At 38.4% G+C, this 16,641-nt stretch carries 13 protein-coding genes and 1 pseudogene; 8 read left to right on the top strand and 6 right to left on the bottom strand.

What is annotated here, in order from left to right; translation table 11 throughout:
- Positions 1 to 30: 30 nt before the first annotated feature.
- Positions 31 to 1,434, bottom strand: coding sequence for an OmpP1/FadL family transporter (locus tag AC4IFE_RS10725; protein WP_490756959.1), 1,404 nt, complete (start codon positions 1,432 to 1,434; stop codon positions 31 to 33).
- 29 nt (positions 1,435 to 1,463) lie between these two features.
- Positions 1,464 to 2,474 carry a prolyl-tRNA synthetase gene (locus tag AC4IFE_RS10720; protein WP_490756958.1) on the bottom strand — a complete coding sequence of 337 codons (1,011 nt, stop codon included), beginning with the start codon at positions 2,472 to 2,474 and terminating at the stop codon, positions 1,464 to 1,466.
- A 177-nt stretch (positions 2,475 to 2,651) separates the two neighbouring features.
- Here AC4IFE_RS10720 and proS point away from each other — a divergent pair, with 177 nt between their 5' ends.
- From proS to dnaJ, 5 genes are all read left to right on the top strand, one after another.
- Entirely contained in the window at positions 2,652 to 4,127 is a 1,476-nt protein-coding gene (gene proS / locus AC4IFE_RS10715) for a proline--tRNA ligase (RefSeq protein ID WP_490756956.1), read from the top strand.
- Between the two features lie 118 nt (positions 4,128 to 4,245).
- Complete coding sequence (locus AC4IFE_RS10710) at positions 4,246 to 5,541, top strand: OmpA family protein (protein ID WP_490756955.1); 1,296 nt, start codon at positions 4,246 to 4,248, stop codon at positions 5,539 to 5,541.
- Positions 5,542 to 5,655: 114 nt separating this feature from the next.
- Positions 5,656 to 6,987 (top strand): Nramp family divalent metal transporter, encoded by a 1,332-nt coding sequence (locus tag AC4IFE_RS10705; RefSeq protein ID WP_490756954.1) that lies wholly within the window; start codon positions 5,656 to 5,658, stop codon positions 6,985 to 6,987.
- 296 nt (positions 6,988 to 7,283) lie between these two features.
- Entirely contained in the window at positions 7,284 to 7,820 is a 537-nt protein-coding gene (locus AC4IFE_RS10700; protein ID WP_490756952.1) for a nucleotide exchange factor GrpE, read from the top strand.
- 105 nt (positions 7,821 to 7,925) lie between these two features.
- Positions 7,926 to 9,044, top strand: a complete 1,119-nt coding sequence (gene dnaJ, locus AC4IFE_RS10695; protein ID WP_490756950.1) for a molecular chaperone DnaJ — start codon at positions 7,926 to 7,928, stop codon at positions 9,042 to 9,044.
- A 91-nt stretch (positions 9,045 to 9,135) separates the two neighbouring features.
- Here dnaJ and AC4IFE_RS10690 read toward each other — a convergent pair whose 3' ends face one another.
- Positions 9,136 to 10,035, bottom strand: a complete 900-nt coding sequence (locus tag AC4IFE_RS10690) for a DUF808 domain-containing protein (protein ID WP_490756948.1) — start codon at positions 10,033 to 10,035, stop codon at positions 9,136 to 9,138.
- A 162-nt stretch (positions 10,036 to 10,197) separates the two neighbouring features.
- Here AC4IFE_RS10690 and AC4IFE_RS10685 point away from each other — a divergent pair, with 162 nt between their 5' ends.
- The 3 genes and pseudogenes from AC4IFE_RS10685 to AC4IFE_RS10675 all read left to right on the top strand — a co-directional run bounded on the left by AC4IFE_RS10685 (position 10,198) and on the right by AC4IFE_RS10675 (position 13,608).
- Complete coding sequence (locus tag AC4IFE_RS10685) at positions 10,198 to 11,583, top strand: serine hydrolase (RefSeq protein WP_490756947.1); 1,386 nt, start codon at positions 10,198 to 10,200, stop codon at positions 11,581 to 11,583.
- A 162-nt stretch (positions 11,584 to 11,745) separates the two neighbouring features.
- Positions 11,746 to 12,000: pseudogene (locus AC4IFE_RS10680) on the top strand (thrombospondin type 3 repeat-containing protein); the annotation flags it as partial.
- A gap of 738 nt (positions 12,001 to 12,738) precedes the next feature.
- A complete protein-coding gene (locus AC4IFE_RS10675; protein ID WP_490756945.1) occupies positions 12,739 to 13,608 on the top strand; it encodes an alpha/beta hydrolase in 870 nt (289 codons plus the stop codon).
- A 42-nt stretch (positions 13,609 to 13,650) separates the two neighbouring features.
- Here AC4IFE_RS10675 and AC4IFE_RS10670 read toward each other — a convergent pair whose 3' ends face one another.
- The 3 genes from AC4IFE_RS10670 to AC4IFE_RS10660 form a co-directional block, all read right to left on the bottom strand.
- Positions 13,651 to 14,346 (bottom strand): DedA family protein, encoded by a 696-nt coding sequence (locus AC4IFE_RS10670; protein ID WP_490756943.1) that lies wholly within the window; start codon positions 14,344 to 14,346, stop codon positions 13,651 to 13,653.
- Between the two features lie 87 nt (positions 14,347 to 14,433).
- On the bottom strand, positions 14,434 to 15,546 hold the full coding sequence (prfB, locus tag AC4IFE_RS10665; protein WP_490756941.1) for a peptide chain release factor 2: 1,113 nt from the start codon (positions 15,544 to 15,546) through the stop codon (positions 14,434 to 14,436).
- Positions 15,547 to 15,595: 49 nt separating this feature from the next.
- A complete protein-coding gene (locus AC4IFE_RS10660; RefSeq protein WP_490756939.1) occupies positions 15,596 to 16,633 on the bottom strand; it encodes a tetratricopeptide repeat protein in 1,038 nt (345 codons plus the stop codon).
- Positions 16,634 to 16,641: the final 8 nt, after the last annotated feature.

Genomic DNA, 16,641 nt, shown 5'->3' with positions numbered 1-16,641 from the left:
CAATTTAATCACTCATTACACAATCTGGAATTAGAACTTCCAGCCGAATGTAATAAAGAAGTTATTCCTGTTATTTTTCACTTCTGAAACTGCAAAATAGTCTGATGACATAATTCTTGTATCAGAATAATATGCTGTATCAGTAGAAGGATTTCCTGTTTCAATACCTCTTAAGAAAGGATTGCTGTATGTAGAGGTTACATACTGATAAGATGCATCTATGTAGAATGATTTGAAATCATACCCCAAACCGAAAGAGGCAAGGTTTCTGTTATTAAGCATCATATCACTATATGACTGATCTGATGTAGAAGCATCCGGATTTACCTGGCTTACTGTTAAAGCATCAAAAGGATTGGATGTGTAAGAATAACCACCTCTCAATCTGAACTGCTTCACTCTGTATTCTGCACCTATTCGTACTTCTGAAAGGTTTTTATAATTGTCTTTAAAGAAACTGTTCAGCTCGGTTTCAGCAGCTGTAACCACTTTATATTTAGGTCTTGTTAGTCCTAAAGTATAGTCTACATTTAATGAAAAGTTTTTACTTGCAACAAACGCAGCACTTACTGTCGCTTTAAGCGGTGTCGTAAGATCTCTTGATTCTGCTCCGCTACCATCACCGTAGTCCGGGTCATTATAGAAATTATAACTTCTGTCTATACGCCAGAATGTCGGGGTTTCTATGGCACCACCAATTCTGAAATTAGGACTCAGTTTGCCGATAACTCCCAAGGAAGCAGAAAAACCTGAAGATCTTTCAAACATCGGTGTGTTCTGTCTGTCGAAATATTCTATGGAACCATTACTCAATGATTTGAAAGCTGCCGTATCATACTGATCTATAGAAGCATTGAAAAAATTGAATCCTGCTCCGACATATACATTATGGTTATAATTGGCACCTACCCCAAAACTTGTTTTTGAAAGGTTCCCGTATCTGTTGTAAGCATGACCTGCAAATGATGCGCTTTTATCAGTAAAATCTTTAATCACATTACTGCTTCCGGGAGATTCTACATAATTATCAAGGGACTGATTGGAAAAATTAATACCGATATTAATAAACTTCCATCCTGATTCACTCATCAGAGGAAAAGCAATAACCCCTCCGACATTTCCAAGATCCGTATTGGTTTTGCTGTAATCAATGGAAGTTCCTCCCCAGCTGCTTTTATTTTTATTTCCTGCAATAGATAATGTTCCGGAAACTTCTCCGGAAATAGCTACTCCTAAACCGGCAGGGTTCGTAAGCAGTGAGTTGGCATCACCTCCTAATGCTCCGTTAGCTCCCGCCATTGCATTAAACTTTGAAGAACCCACCATAGGAGTGCTGGAATAAACATCTACAGTATTTCTCAATATAGAAACATCCTGTGCCTGTGCATAAAATGCAGCAGAAACACTCATTAATACTAAAGATTTTTTTAACATTATTTTTTTAATAGTTATTTAATTTGAAATTATCTGCCACCTCTGAAGCCACCGCCTCCACCGCCGGATCTCATACCGCCTCCGCCTGAAGAGCCACCTCTGAAGCCACCGCCTGAAGAGCCTCCGCTTGATCTGAAACCTCCATTGTCATTGGATCTGAAGCCTCCATTGTTGTAGTTAGGCTGAGAGTTATAATTAGGCCTTTGAGAATTTGAATTACGGAATCCGCCCGATTGTGGCTGTGTTCTGTAACTGCCATTTCCCTGTCTGAAGCCGCCGTTGTTATAGGAACCATTGTTTCTGAAACCGCTGTTCGTACTGCTGTTTCTAAAACCGTTGTTGGTCGGTGTATTTCGGAAACCGTTTCCACTGTTTCGGAAGCCGGAAGTATTGGTTCTGTAAACCGCATTGGTTAAACCGGGATTGCTGAATCCACCACCGCTGCTTCTTCTGTAAACCGGTCTGTAACCATTACCCCAGTAGCCGCCATTCCAGCCCCAATATGGATAACCGTAACCACCGCCCCAGAACGGATCATAATATCCTCCCCAATAAGGAGAATATCCATATCCCCAGTAAGGACTTCCCCAGCCCCATCCGAAAGATCCACCCCAGCCCCAAGACATATTCATTCCCCAGCCCCAGCCACGGTTCATTCCCCAATAAGGGCTATAACCGCCATACCATCCCCAGGGAGAGCCCCAGGAATTATCGTAATAGTTGGTCTGAGAACCGGCAAATGTTCCCCAGTCTGAATCAGTAGCATTCGTATTCCAGTTAGTATCGCTCCATGTGCTATATTTGTTGTCTTGTTCTCTGGAATTGGCCTGCGCGTTCTGGATCACATTAGAGTCCTGATAATAGTCATAGTTTTCTCCTACCCTGTTACCTCCATCATTGATGATCACTCCTTCCGGCAGTGTATCTTTATTAGGGTCATAGTACACCCCATCGGTCTCCGTGTATCCTCCCATTTGAGCACCACAGGACACAAGCAGCAATCCGCCTGATATTGCTAAAATCCCCTTGGATTTTAACATACCGAGCAAATTTTTATGTATATTTCTTTTCATGATAACGTAAAGATTTTTAATTTAAATTATATTTGCAATCTGTACCAAAAATGTACCAAAACACTGGTAAAAAAATCTATCAAAAATAGATTTTTATTTTTAGATTACAATAATGTACAAAAGTTAAAAAAATTAAAAAAAATAATGGCAAAATTAACCTCAAGAAGCGAAGATTACAGCAAATGGTATAATGAGTTGGTGGTAAAAGCTGACTTAGCTGAAAACTCTGGAGTGCGAGGATGCATGGTGATCAAACCATACGGATATGCAATCTGGGAAAAAATGCGTGATGAAATGGATAAAAGATTCAAAGAAACAGGTCACGTTAATGCTTATTTCCCGCTTTTTGTGCCCAAAAGCCTGTTTGAGGCAGAAGAAAAAAATGCAGAAGGTTTTGCTAAAGAATGTGCAGTAGTTACCCATTATAGATTAAAAACAGATCCGGACAATCCACACAAACTTATTGTAGATCCGGATGCTAAATTAGAAGAAGAGCTTATTGTACGCCCTACTTCAGAAGCCATTATCTGGAATACATATAAAAACTGGATCCAGTCTTACAGAGACCTTCCAATCCTGATCAACCAATGGGCCAATGTTGTCCGTTGGGAAATGAGAACACGTCTGTTCCTTAGAACAGCGGAATTCCTTTGGCAGGAAGGGCACACAGCACATGCTACAAAAGATGAAGCTGTGGAAGAAGCCGAAAAAATGAATGATGTATATGCAGATTTTGCAGAAAAGTTCATGGCGATGCCTGTTATTAAAGGATTAAAAACCCCGTCTGAAAGATTTGCAGGGGCTGATGAAACATATTGTATCGAAGCATTGATGCAGGATGGAAAAGCACTTCAGGCAGGAACATCTCACTTCTTAGGCCAGAATTTCGCGAAAGCTTTCGATGTAAAATTCACCAATAAAGAAGGAAAAATAGAACATGCATGGGCAACTTCCTGGGGAACTTCCACACGTCTCATGGGTGCTTTGATTATGACCCATTCCGATGATTTCGGATTGGTGCTTCCTCCTACACTGGCTCCTATTCAGGTAGTTATTGTTCCTATCTTCAAAGGAGAAGAGCAATTGGCGCAGATCAGTGAAGTAGCTCTTGATATCCAGGCTAAATTAAAGGCAAAAGGCATCTCTGTTAAATTTGATGATGATACACATAACAAACCGGGATGGAAGTTTGCAGAATACGAATTGAAAGGTGTTCCTGTGAGAATTGCAATGGGACCAAGAGATCTTGAAAATAAATCTGTTGAAATTGCAAGAAGAGATAATTTAACAAAAGAAGTTCGTTCTATTGACGGTTTGGATTCTTATATCGAAGAACTGTTACAGACTATTCAGAAGGATATGTATGAGAAAGCTTTAAACTTCAGAAAAGACAACATTACAAGAGTTGACACTTATGAAGATTTCAAGAAAGTTCTTGAAGAAAAAGGAGGCTTCATTTATGCACACTGGGACGGAACTGCTGAAGAAGAGGAACAAATTAAGGATGAAACGAAGGCTACTATCAGATGTATTCCTTTAGATGATGATATGGAAGAAGGTATTTCTCTGATAAGCGGGAAACCGTCTCAAAGACGTGTATTATTCGCAAAAGCTTACTAATAATTTTTGCTGATTTTCAAAAACTTCGCTGGAAATTAAATAAATATTTAAAAAAAATGACTTTTGGACAGATTTTTGTTTAAATTTATGCAACATTAATCTAAAAAAATAATTTATTATGTCTTTAAATGTCATTGATTTAATTAAAGGACAGTTAGGTCCCGCTTTAATTTCGCAAGCAGCTTCTCAGTTTGGAGAAAGCGAATCTGGTATTTCAAAAGCGATTGGAGGATTGCTTCCTGCAGTTGTAGGAGGATTAGCCAATAATTCTGATAATCCGGGGGTTTTGGATGCAATTACCAATGCCTCGTCAAGCGGAATTTTAGGAAATTTAGTAGGTGGTGCGTCCAGCAGCCCTATAATTTCCAATTTATTGACCTCTATTTTTGGAGACAAGATCGGCGGAATAGTGAATGCTATTGCTACTTACGCAGGAATCAGCAATAATTCTTCCAGTTCATTGCTTAATTTAGTAACAGGAGCTACCGTAGGTACTATCGGAAAATATGCTGCTGATAATAATTTGGGTAAATCTGGTATTTCAAACCTGTTGGGTGAACAAAAAGGAATTATTTCTTCACTTTTACCGGCAGGACTTTCTTTAGCATCCCTAAATTTAGGAAGCTGGTTTGGAGGGAGCAGTTCTCATGCAGAAGCAACTCCAAGACAAGAGCCTAAAGTAGAAGTTACAAGAAGTACTACATCTACAGGAACCAATCCTGACAGAAACAATAATGATGGCGGAGGTTCGATCTGGAAATGGTTGCTTCCGCTTTTACTTTTAATCGCTGCAGCATATTTTATTTGGAAGCAGTGTGAGAAGAAAGAAACAACCACAACTACCACAGTAGTGGATTCTACAGGATCAACCACTGATACTGCAGCTACCATTACTCCTGCAGATACTTCTGCGACAACTACAACTGCAACAACGACCAGAACAGATGAAAATATCGATCTTAATGGTGTAATGCTGAAAGGTTACAAAGGAGGAATGGAAGATCAGATGATTACTTTCCTTAAGTCAGGTAATTATAAAAATGCAGCTGATGATGCAGCATTGAAAGATAAGTGGTATGATTTTGACCATGTAAACTTCAAAATGGGAAGCTCTACTGAGCTGGAAGCCGGTTCGCAAGGACAGCTTGATAACTTGGTAGCTATTTTAAAGGCATTCCCGGATGCAAAAATTAAAATCGGAGGCTACACTGATAAAACAGGAAATGAAGCTTCTAACGTAAAATTATCTCAGGCCAGAGCTGATTTCATCAAAAGTGCTTTAGGAAAAGCAGGAGTTGGTGCTCAGGTTTTAGGAGCTGAAGGTTACGGAAGCAAGTTTGCAACAGTAGATGCTAAAGCTTCTGATGCAGAAAGAGCTGCAGACAGAAAAATGTCTGTAAGATTTGCAAAATAGATCTTTAGAATCTTTAAAAATAGGATCCCGGAAATTAATTTCCGGGATTTTTTTTATTCCATACTTTCATATTTATATTTATTTAATTAAATTTGTTAGTCATTTCTAACATTTATGAATTTTAAATTAAATAGCGCCTGGCGTAAAGATAAAACATCCCATTCCCTCTCTGAGGTATATTCCTCTATAAAAGTGCCCCGAAATGCTCCGTTTTGGAGAAAATATCTGGCATTTGCCGGTCCGGGACTAATGATTGCTGTTGGATATATGGATCCGGGAAACTGGGCTACGGATATTGCCGGAGGTGCTCAGTTCGGGTATACCCTGCTTTCTGTGATTCTTATTTCAAATATTTTCGCAATGGTTTTACAGCATTTATCTGTAAAATTAGGGGTTGTTGCCGAAAGGGACCTTGCTCAGGCCTGTCGTGATCACTTCAATCCTACCACCAATTTTATTCTGTGGGTGTTTTGTGAAATAGCCATTGCTGCTTGCGATCTCGCCGAGGTAATTGGTTCTGCCATTGCATTGAATCTCCTTTTTCACATTCCTCTTACCTGGGGAATTGTGATTACCACAGTGGATGTTCTGATTATTCTTTTGCTTCAGGCTAAAGGCTTCCGATGGATAGAAAGTATTGTTGGCGGGCTCATTTTCATTATTTTGGCCTGCTTCATTTATGAAATTATAATTTCACAGCCGGCTTTCAATGAAATCCTCGGTGGATTGGTTCCTCAAAAGGAAATTATCCAAAATCCGGCAATGCTTTATATCGCTATCGGTATTTTGGGAGCAACCGTAATGCCCCATAATTTGTACCTGCACAGCAGTATTGTTCAGACAAGAGATTATTCGCGTGACCGGGAAGGAAAAAAGGAAGCAATAAAATTTGCCACTCTGGACAGTACAGTTTCATTGATGCTGGCCTTCTTTATCAATGCAGCCATTCTTATTCTTGCAGCCGCAACCTTCCATACTACAGGAAATGAACACGTAGCAGATATTCATGATGCCTATAAAATGCTGACTCCTATTTTAGGTGCCTCTATGGCAAGTATTGCTTTTGCGATTGCCTTACTGGCTTCAGGACAAAATTCTACACTTACAGGAACACTTGCAGGACAGATCGTTATGGAAGGATTCTTAAATATCCGGTTAAAACCATGGCTGAGAAGACTGATCACGAGACTTATTGCTGTTATTCCCGCACTAATTGTCGCTATTATTTATGGTGAACAGGGAACAACAGATTTATTGGTTTTAAGTCAGGTCATTTTATCTATGCAGCTGAGTTTTGCGGTAGTTCCTCTGGTTATGTTTACCAACGACAAAACCAAAATGGGAGAATTCGTGAATAAGCCTGTTTTAAAAGTCAGTGTCTGGATTATTTCTTTTGTCATTATTATTTTGAATCTGTACCTGTTGTATCAGACGTTTGCAGGATGAAAAGTAGATGGTGGATGGTGAATGGTTAATGGTGAATTGTGAATTGTGAATTTTACCAAATAAATAATTGACCATTGACTTGCGAAGCAAAATTGACCATTCACAGTTAAAAATGAACAATAGTAAATGGTAAATACTCAATTGTCAATCGTTTTCCCAACCCATAATTGACCATTCACTTGCGAAGCAAAATTGACCATTCACAACCATTTGCTTCTCCATTTTTCTGCCTTAATGTCCATTTTTTGTATTTGGCAGGTTCTTTGTCAATCAATTCTTTAAATAAATATTGAATTATGGAAAACCAGGATATTAACGAAGAAAGCATCAATAATCAGGAAGTAAACAACATTCAGGACGAAGCGGTATCTGGGAACAATGTGACAGAATCTCCTTCTGCAGAGGAACTTTTGGCAGAAGAAAAAGACCGTTATATCAGATTGTACGCTGAATTCGAAAACTATAAAAAAAGAACAACTAAAGAGAAGATGGAATTCTTCCAGTATGCCAACCAGGATATGATGGTTTCTATGTTGGGAGTTTTGGATGATTTTGAAAGAGCTCTAAAAGAAATCGCCAAAAACGGAAATCCATCTGACCTTCAGGGTGTTGAGCTGATCTATCAGAAATTTAAAAACAAACTTACTGAAAAGGGCTTAAAAGCTATGGAAGTTAATGCAGGTGATACGTTCAATGTAGATTTCCATGAAGCCATTACTCAGATTCCTGCTCCATCTGAAGATCTGAAAGGCAAAATCGTAGATGTTATTGAAACAGGATATACTTTAGGTGATAAAGTAATACGTTTTGCAAAAGTAGTAACAGGAAACTAATATTAAATAAATGATAAATGGTGATAGATAATTGATTGGCAGCAGGCTTTAAGCCATACGCAATAGGCATCAGTTATCATTTATCAATAATCAATTATAATCAACATGTCAAAAAGAGATTATTACGAAGTTCTTGAGATCAGTAAATCTGCATCAGCTGACGAGATAAAGAAAGCATACCGAAAAATGGCTATCAAATATCACCCGGATAAAAACCCAGGAGATAAGGAGGCTGAGGAGAGATTCAAGGAAGCTGCAGAGGCTTATGAAGTACTGAGCGACGACCAGAAACGTGCCAGATATGACCAGTTCGGCCATGCCGGGATGGGCGGTAATGGAGGTTTCGGAGGCGGAGGCTTCGGCGGAGGTATGAACATGGAGGATATTTTCAGCCAGTTTGGAGATATTTTCGGTGGAGGCTTCGGCGGTTTTGGTGGAAATGGCGGAGGACGCCAGCAGGTGAAAGGTTCCAATTTAAGGATCAGAATCAAGCTGAACCTTGAAGAAATGGTGAACGGAACGCAAAAAACTATCAAAGTAAAAAAAATGAAGATGGCGGAAGGTGCCACTTCAAAAGTATGCCCTACCTGTAACGGTTCCGGTGTGCAGCTCAAAGTGATGAACACGATGTTCGGACAGATGCAGACACAGACTACCTGCAGCACCTGTCAGGGAATCGGGAAAGTGGCAGATAAAATTCCGGCAGGAGCCAATGCACAGGGATTAATAAAAGATGAGGAAGAAATTTCCATCAATATTCCGGCAGGGGCAAGAGACGGTATCCAGCTTAATGTAAGAGGAAAAGGAAATGATGCTCCTTTCGGAGGAATTCCGGGAGACTTATTGGTAATCATTGAAGAGGAAGTAGATAAAACAATCAAGAGAGAAGGAGATAATCTTCACCAGGAATTATATGTTTCATTTGCAGAAGCTGCCTTGGGAACTAAGAAAGAAGTTCCTACAGTAGGCGGTAAAGTGAAAATTACTGTTGATCCGGGTACACAGTCCGGAAAGATCCTTAGACTGGCAGGAAAAGGCCTTCCAAGCATCGACAGCTATGGAAAAGGTGATATGTTCATCCACATTAATGTATGGACCCCGCAAAAACTGACTAAAGAACAAAAAGATTTCTTTGAAAAACAGATGTCAAGCGGAGAAATGGTTGCAGAACCTTCCGGAAAAGAAAAGACTTTTTTTGATAAAGTGAAAGATTTATTCAATTAATATAAGAGACCTGCAAGGCTTCTTGTATTCAAATATAAAAAAACTCAGCAGTACAGTACTGCTGAGTTTTTTGTTTTATATCGGTAATCGGTTATTTCTTAAATGCCAGTGAGTAGATCTTCTTTCCTGCTGTAAAAACAGCTACAGCTCCTAGCCCTCCTATAAGACCCAGAATAATTTCTTTTAAAATAGTCAGAAACTCATTAGAAGACCAGGAAGGTAAAACATGGTGAAGAAATTCAACTCTATGGGCAAAAATACCACCAGCTACCATGATTAAGGCAATTGTACCGATAACGCCCAAAGCCTTAATAACGATAGGGAGAGCTTTCACCAATAGATGTCCAAGCTTCCCAAAGAAGCCTTTATCATTGCTTTTCTTGATTAATTTAAATCCTGCATCATCCATTCTTACGATTAAAGCAACAATTCCGTAAACTCCCACAGTCGCAATAAATGCCACCAAACTGGTTACTAAAATCTGGGTAATGAAAGGATGATTTTCTTCCAAAACTGTTCCTAAAGCAATAATTACAATCTCAATTGATAAAATAAAATCTGTAGTAATTGCCGATTTTACCTTTGCTTTTTCTATCTCTTCATCACTTTTTTCGTCTTCTATAATTTCTTCCACAACTTCGTAACCTTCCTTTTCGCGGTGAAAAAGAAATTCAATAATTTTTTCAACACCTTCAAAAGCCAAATATAATCCTCCAAGAATCAATACGTAGTTAATTGCCGGAGCATACAGCCAGTTGAGTAAAAACACAACAGGCAGAATGATCAATTTGTTGATGAATGAGCCTTTTGTAATTGCCCACAAAACCGGAATTTCCCGTGAGGAAAGAAAACCTGTGGCTTTCTCTGCATTCACAGCCAGGTCATCTCCCAGGATACCCGCTGTTTTCTGTGTAGCTATTTTACTTGTGACCGCTACATCATCCATCAGTGCCGCTATATCATCTAAAATTGCAAAAAAACCAGATGCCATATTATTTTAATGTTTTTTTAATTTATGTTAAGTCGAGCAAAAATAATTATTAAAATCTATTTTCAATTTGTTTCTGACTATTAATTTTAAATATTTTCTGATCACTGGCAGTGCAACTGAACAAAACTCTGCTTACTTTTACCATGTTTTAAACAATATACCATGCGCTGTAAACATTATATTCTTTTTTCAGGATTCATGATTTTTAGTACGTTCTGTTCTCCATTGAAATCTCAGAATAAAGCGGATGTCGACAGAGAAAATCCGGAAAGGAAAAAACAGGAGGAAATAGATAACATTATCCAAGCTTATTCTGCGATCAACAAATTCAACGGGACAGCACTTATCCATCAAAACAAGACGATCTTCGAAAGGTCTTACGGCTGGCAGAACGCAGAAAAGAAAATTCCTAATCAAAACAACAGCATTTACCAGATTGCTTCTTTAACGAAATCTTTTACTGCATTAACTATCGTAAAGCTAAGCGAGGAAGGAAAACTCTCTGTAAAAGATCCTATCTCTAAATTTATTGCAGATTATCCCAGAGGAAATGAGATTACAGTCGAGCATCTCCTCACTCACACTTCAGGAATTTATGAACCATTGCGCAACAAGGAATATTTCCGCCTTCTTCATACGGGAGAAAGCATCAGCCTAAATAAAGAAATCTCCTTTTTCAAGGACGAACCTTTAGATTTTGAGCCGGGAAGTCAGTTTTCATACACCAATTCAGGATACATCCTGCTTGGGGTTATTATTGAAAAAATCACAGGCCTTTCCTATGAAGATGCTGTGAGGAAATTTATCTTAGATCCGCTGAAAATGAATCATACCGGCTTTGACTATCCGACACTGAAAAGCCCGGACAAAACAGTTCCTTACGCTTACCTTTCAAAAACAAGACAGGAAAAAACAGAAATTTGGAATCCTGAATTAACAGCCTCTGCAGGGCAGATTTACAGCACAGCTGAAGATCTTTACAAATATTATAAAGGACTCCGAGATTATAAGATTGTTTCTAAAGAAGCATTCAGGAAGGCAACAACACCTTTTCTAAGCGGCTACGGCTATGGTTGGTTTATTGATGATCTTTACGGAAAGAAAGTGATTAATCATGGAGGAAATATTGAAGGCGCGACAAGTTATTTTGCCATGATTCCTGATGATGACATCTGCATTATTCTGCTCAACAATATTACCAGTAAAAAGCTGGAGAAAGCAGGAAATACAATTCTGGGTGCGCTTTTAAGTCAACCTTATGAGCTTCCAAAGCCCAAAGAAGAAATGCTACCGGATGATTCCATTCTTAAAAAATATGCGGGTAATTATAAACTGTCGGAAGATAATACAATCCATATTTTGTATGAAAAAGGACAGCTTTTTATTCAGAATAACAACGAACCAAAAGTAAGAATGCTGGCTGAAAATGACCATTCGTTTTTTCTGCAGGATGATGACAGTGAAATTACTTTTATCTTCAAAGAGGGCGAGAAAGGTGTAATTACCATCAAAAAAGGACTTTCATCAAAAACGGCAGAGAAACAATAAACTGAGAAATACAAATGATCTCCAACCTGATAAGATTAAAAAGTGAAAAAATATTTTATATTCTTACTATTTTCAGCACTCTGTTTACATTCTCAGGAAATGAAAAACAAAGAACTGTTCAGAAAATGTAAAAAACAATACTCTAAAAAGATCTGCCTTTCGGATGAAGATCAAGACGGTGTTATTTTTTATCTTGACAAATGTCCGAAAGAAAGCGGTTTCTCAGAAATTAAAGGTTGCCCGTGGCCAGACAATGACGGTGATGGTGTCATTGATAAGGAAGATGCATGCCCCAACGAAAAAGGGGAAGCTGAAAATAACGGCTGCCCGTGGCCGGATACAGATAGCGACGGCATTCTGGATAAAGATGATGCCTGTCCTACAATTCCCGGTGTTGCTGAAGTTAACGGATGTCCTTCAAATAATTGTGACGAATTCTTTAAAAAAGAAGAGAAAGTTTTAAAAGAATTTAAAGAAAAACATATCCGGGAAAAAGAAAAGTTTGAGGCGTTGAGAACGGTCATATTCAACAGTATTCCAAAAGAATTATTCCCCAAAAACAACATATCGGTAAGCATTCACGTTAATACCTTTGTCAATGATAACATTAGCAATTGTGCTTCAATGTCAACTTTAGGGTTCAATAAAAGTTTATTTCTTGATCAGCTTTTCTGGACAAAGGATACGTTTGATTATGCTGCAAAAAAATTAAAGAAAAACCTTTTCCCCACTTACGGCTTTGGAAGAATTCCCGTTAATACTGTTTTTTTAAATGATTATGAACAAGAAGGTTATTATAATTTTATCGAAACCTTTCCACAGGTTCCAGATCCTACAAAATACGGAATGGTATATTATTATCCAGGAAATAAGCAGAAAGCTGAATTTCATCCCTACAACACTAGGTTAAAAGTAGATTTTGGCCTTTATGCCGCTAAGGATATTGTCAATGTCGAAATCAGAAATATTCCCAAAGGCTATTATGCTTATACATTTGAATACAATAGTGGACAGTGGAAGCTTATAAAAAAAGAAAAACTCTCCTATTAAAAGATGTCAGTATAAAAGTAATTCATGTATTCAAAAAGAATTTCTGATAACAAAAATCATTTTTCGGGGCTAATCTATACTGATAATATTCCGTAATTTTATCTTATGAAAAAGCTCGTTCTCAGATACCATTTTTTTGTTGTAGGATGTCTTAGTTTCGTGCTGCAGTCATGCAATACAAAATTCAGGGTCTGGGTAGGCACCGGCGGACAGCAGAAAATATATAATTTAAAATACGGTGAGCACAAAAGACAGAAAATGGACGTTTTCCTTCCGTTGGATTATGCACAAGATGTACCTGTAGTACTTATTGTACATGGAGGTGCCTGGACTCTGGGAAAAAAGGAACACATGATTCAGGTGCAGAAAATGCTTTTTGAACATAAGATTCCGAGCATCAATATGAATTACAGACTGGTTTCAAAGCGTAAAAATATCACTTATAAGCAGCAGCTGGAAGATATTGGCGCAGCCATTGAAAAGTTCAATTCGCTGGCGGAAAAGGCAGAGCTTCAGCCGGACAATTATATTCTGCTCGGGGAAAGCGCCGGCGGTCATCTTGCCCTGCTCTACGGATACAAACATCCTGAACAGATCAAAAAGATCATTTCAATGAGCGGCCCGACGGATTTTTACAGCCCGCAATACCTGAATTCATTTTATTCTAAATATACTTCTCCGACCTTTCAGAAAGTGGTAGGAACAAAATTTGACCGTAAGAATATATCTGAAGCTTTTAAGGAAGCAAGCCCGGTCGCCAATATATCCAACGTTCCCACTTTATTGTTCCAGGGTAATAAAGACTTCCTGGTGAATCAGCATCAGGGATTATCTATGGATTCTGCGCTTACCCAACAGCATGTCCCTCATAAGCTCATCTTTATGGAAAAAACAGGCCATGTTCCGAGGTTTTTCAGCAAGGTAAAAAGAGACAGCATTATCTATCCGAATATTCTGGAATGGATAAAAAAATAACCTGCCGAAAGACAGGTTATCTATATTTTTGTATTTGTAGTCTTATTCAGGCTCTTTGTCTTCGTATTTAGAGAAATCTTCTTTTTTCCCGAAAACAAATTTGATGATTACCGGAAGTGTTGTTACTAACACGATGATGATAATAATAAGCTCCAGCTTCTCTTTTAAATTGATACCGAACTGCTCCTGGAAAAGCTTGTCCAGATAATGTCCGGCAAAGATCAGAATGAATGACCAAAGAACAGCACCGATAATATTATCTCTCAAAAATTCTTTTTTGTCCATTTTCACGATACCTGCAACTATGGGAGTAAAGGTTCTTACCACTGGTAAAAATCTGGCCATAATGATCGCCAATGCTCCGTGCTTTTCAAAAAAGTCGTGGGCCTGGTAAAGGTATTTCTTCTTAAACAGCATAGTATCCTGCTTTTTATATAAAGCGGGACCTGTTTTCACGCCAAAATAATATCCAACCTCATTCCCGATAATAGCAGCAAGTGCTACACAGGAAGCCAGAATAGTCGTATCTAAAAAGTCGCTCCCGGTGGAGCCAAAAGTCTCTTTGATAATTTCAACAGCGTAAATTCCTGACACAAACAGTAATGAATCTCCAGGCAGGAAAAATCCTACAAAAAGACCTGTTTCAGCAAAAACAATAAATAAAATAAGCCAGAACCCACCCATTTTAATATAAAACTCGGGGTTCAGTAAATCTCTCCAGCTATTGAAATCTTCCATATATAACGATTAACAACAAAAGTAAGCGTAAAAAGTCTTAAACAAAAATTAATTATAAGATTTTAACTAAAATACGGACATGATATTTTACAAGTCCATATCATCGTCTGAAACAGCGGTACCATCGGCCATCAGGAAGGCTTTCAGGAATGGTGTAAGATTTCCGTTCATGACGGAATCCACATCTGAGGTTTCGTGACCGGAACGAACGTCTTTCACAAGTTTATACGGATGCATCACATAATTTCTGATCTGGCTGCCCCATTCTATTTTCATTTTATTGGCCTCTATCTCATTTCTTGCTTTCATACGTGCCTCAAGCTCCATTTCATAAAGTCTTGAACGGAGGAGCTGCATGGCTTTTTCTTTATTCTGAAGCTGGGAACGGGACTCTGAGTTTTCAATAATAATTCCGGTTGGTGCGTGGCGGAGACGTACAGCAGTTTCTACCTTGTTTACGTTCTGTCCCCCGGCTCCGGAAGACCTCATGGTTTCAAATGAAATATCGGCAGGATTGATATTGATTTCAATGGTATCGTCCACTAAAGGATAAACATATACTGAAACGAAACTGGTATGGCGTTTTGCATTGCTGTCGAAAGGTGAAATCCTTACCAGCCTGTGTACCCCGTTCTCACCTTTCAGATATCCGAAGGCATATTCACCATCGATTTCCAATGTAACGGTTTTCACTCCGGCTACTTCACCTTCCTGATAGTTAAGCTCACGGATTTTATACCCCTGTTTTTCAGCCCACATAGTGTACATTCTCATCAGCATCGAAGCCCAGTCACAACTTTCCGTACCCCCGGCTCCCGCCGTGATCTGAAGAACAGCAGAAAGCTCATCTCCTTCATTGGAAAGCATATTTTTAAATTCCAGATCTTCTATTTTTTCTACAAGCTGCGGAAATGTTTCATCCAGCTCTTTTTCCGAGTCCGGATCTTCTTTGGCAAATTCTGCCAGCACCTGCAGGTCTTCAAACTGCGTACTGATCTCTTCATAATCCTCTACCCATCTTTTTTTGGAACGGAGCTGCTTCAGAAATACTTCGGCTTCTTTTGGATTGTCCCAAAATTCGGGTGCAGCGGTTTTTTCATCATCATTCGCTATTTCTATCTTCTTTTTTTCGATCTGAAGATATTTATATAAGTCACTAATTCTGGACTGAACTTCTTTTATCTGGTCGTTGTTGATCACGAATTTTTTATTTTATGCAAAAATACGGAATTCTTTTGTGAGCACTTCACTATTTCAGTTTATCCGTAAAATTTTGGATCAGAACATCTATTTCATCTCCATAGATCTTCTTAGCATTTTCATAGGTTTGATTGTTATTGAGCTCAATAAATTTAGTTTTATCATACCTGATTAAAAACCGGACAAATGCACCAGAAACAGGATATAAAATTTCACTGTCAATTTTCCGGTTTTCTGCCCAGACTTTTTTGATGTCGACCGGAGATTTTTTATAAGCTTCTTTAGCCGTTTCCAATTTATCTTTGCTGCTTTGATCAAAGCATACTCCTATTCCTTCATTAATGAACTGTGTAGTGATTTTCCCTCTATTTCCCTGCCAAAAACTAAGATTATGGGCAATTTCATGCCCGGCAGTCTGATTCAGCCTGTTATGGGAAACGCAATAATTGGGTACAGTAAATCCTAAGCTGCGCTTTAAAAACTGGTTATAAATTTCATTGGAACCCCAGACAAAAAAATCGATTTTCTTAGGCAGATCTGCTTTGAAAAACTCGTTGTTTTTTATAAAGGCATTTTGTCTTGTTTTTGCAATTTCATTCCGGGTTTCCTCGTTGATCGAATTTTCAAAATGAAATATCATATTTTCAGTTTCTATGGTATTCCAGTGAGCATAAAAGCCGTCAAATCCAAATAGTTTCCCTATGGCAGCCAATTCCGACATTGCTTTTTCCGGAGCATTAATCTTTTTTGCCTTTTCATAATAATCCTTCGAAGTTTTTTTATCACCCACCCCATAATGTACAACTAGTAGCTGCATGAAGGTCCAACTTTTCTGTTCATCACTCTGTGCCAGATTTTCAAGTTTTTTTGAATAGAGAAAAGCATTCTGGAAATCTCCAAGGCTATTATAAGATGCGGTTATGATAAGATTGGTCTCAAAATCATCCGGGTTATTTTCAAGTGCTTTTTGCCCTAAGGAAAGCGCTTCTTTATAGTTTTTGGTTTTAAATGCAGCTGTCATTTCTGTTTTCTGACACAGGCAAAAGACTGAGCATGCCAAGCCCAGAATAAGTAGTGTTTTTTTCATCATTTGTT

It is taken from the genome of Chryseobacterium sp. UF-81, from assembly GCF_058245105.1.
Note: the sequence above shows the minus strand (reverse complement) of the source record. Positions and strands in the feature narration are given on the sequence as shown.

What these genes read in the sequence shown, in the direction of transcription:
- AC4IFE_RS10725 (WP_490756959.1), bottom strand. Translation starts at nt 1,434, where the DNA reads ATGTTAAAAAAATCTTTAGTATTAATGAGTGTTTCTGCTGCATTTTAT.
- AC4IFE_RS10700 (WP_490756952.1), top strand. Translation starts at nt 7,284, where the DNA reads ATGGAAAACCAGGATATTAACGAAGAAAGCATCAATAATCAGGAAGTA.
- dnaJ (WP_490756950.1), top strand. Translation starts at nt 7,926, where the DNA reads ATGTCAAAAAGAGATTATTACGAAGTTCTTGAGATCAGTAAATCTGCA.
- AC4IFE_RS10705 (WP_490756954.1), top strand. Translation starts at nt 5,656, where the DNA reads ATGAATTTTAAATTAAATAGCGCCTGGCGTAAAGATAAAACATCCCAT.
- AC4IFE_RS10660 (WP_490756939.1), bottom strand. Translation starts at nt 16,633, where the DNA reads ATGAAAAAAACACTACTTATTCTGGGCTTGGCATGCTCAGTCTTTTGC.
- AC4IFE_RS10720 (WP_490756958.1), bottom strand. Translation starts at nt 2,474, where the DNA reads ATGTTAAAATCCAAGGGGATTTTAGCAATATCAGGCGGATTGCTGCTT.
- AC4IFE_RS10685 (WP_490756947.1), top strand. Translation starts at nt 10,198, where the DNA reads ATGCGCTGTAAACATTATATTCTTTTTTCAGGATTCATGATTTTTAGT.
- AC4IFE_RS10710 (WP_490756955.1), top strand. Translation starts at nt 4,246, where the DNA reads ATGTCTTTAAATGTCATTGATTTAATTAAAGGACAGTTAGGTCCCGCT.
- proS (WP_490756956.1), top strand. Translation starts at nt 2,652, where the DNA reads ATGGCAAAATTAACCTCAAGAAGCGAAGATTACAGCAAATGGTATAAT.
- AC4IFE_RS10675 (WP_490756945.1), top strand. Translation starts at nt 12,739, where the DNA reads ATGAAAAAGCTCGTTCTCAGATACCATTTTTTTGTTGTAGGATGTCTT.
- AC4IFE_RS10670 (WP_490756943.1), bottom strand. Translation starts at nt 14,346, where the DNA reads ATGGAAGATTTCAATAGCTGGAGAGATTTACTGAACCCCGAGTTTTAT.
- AC4IFE_RS10690 (WP_490756948.1), bottom strand. Translation starts at nt 10,035, where the DNA reads ATGGCATCTGGTTTTTTTGCAATTTTAGATGATATAGCGGCACTGATG.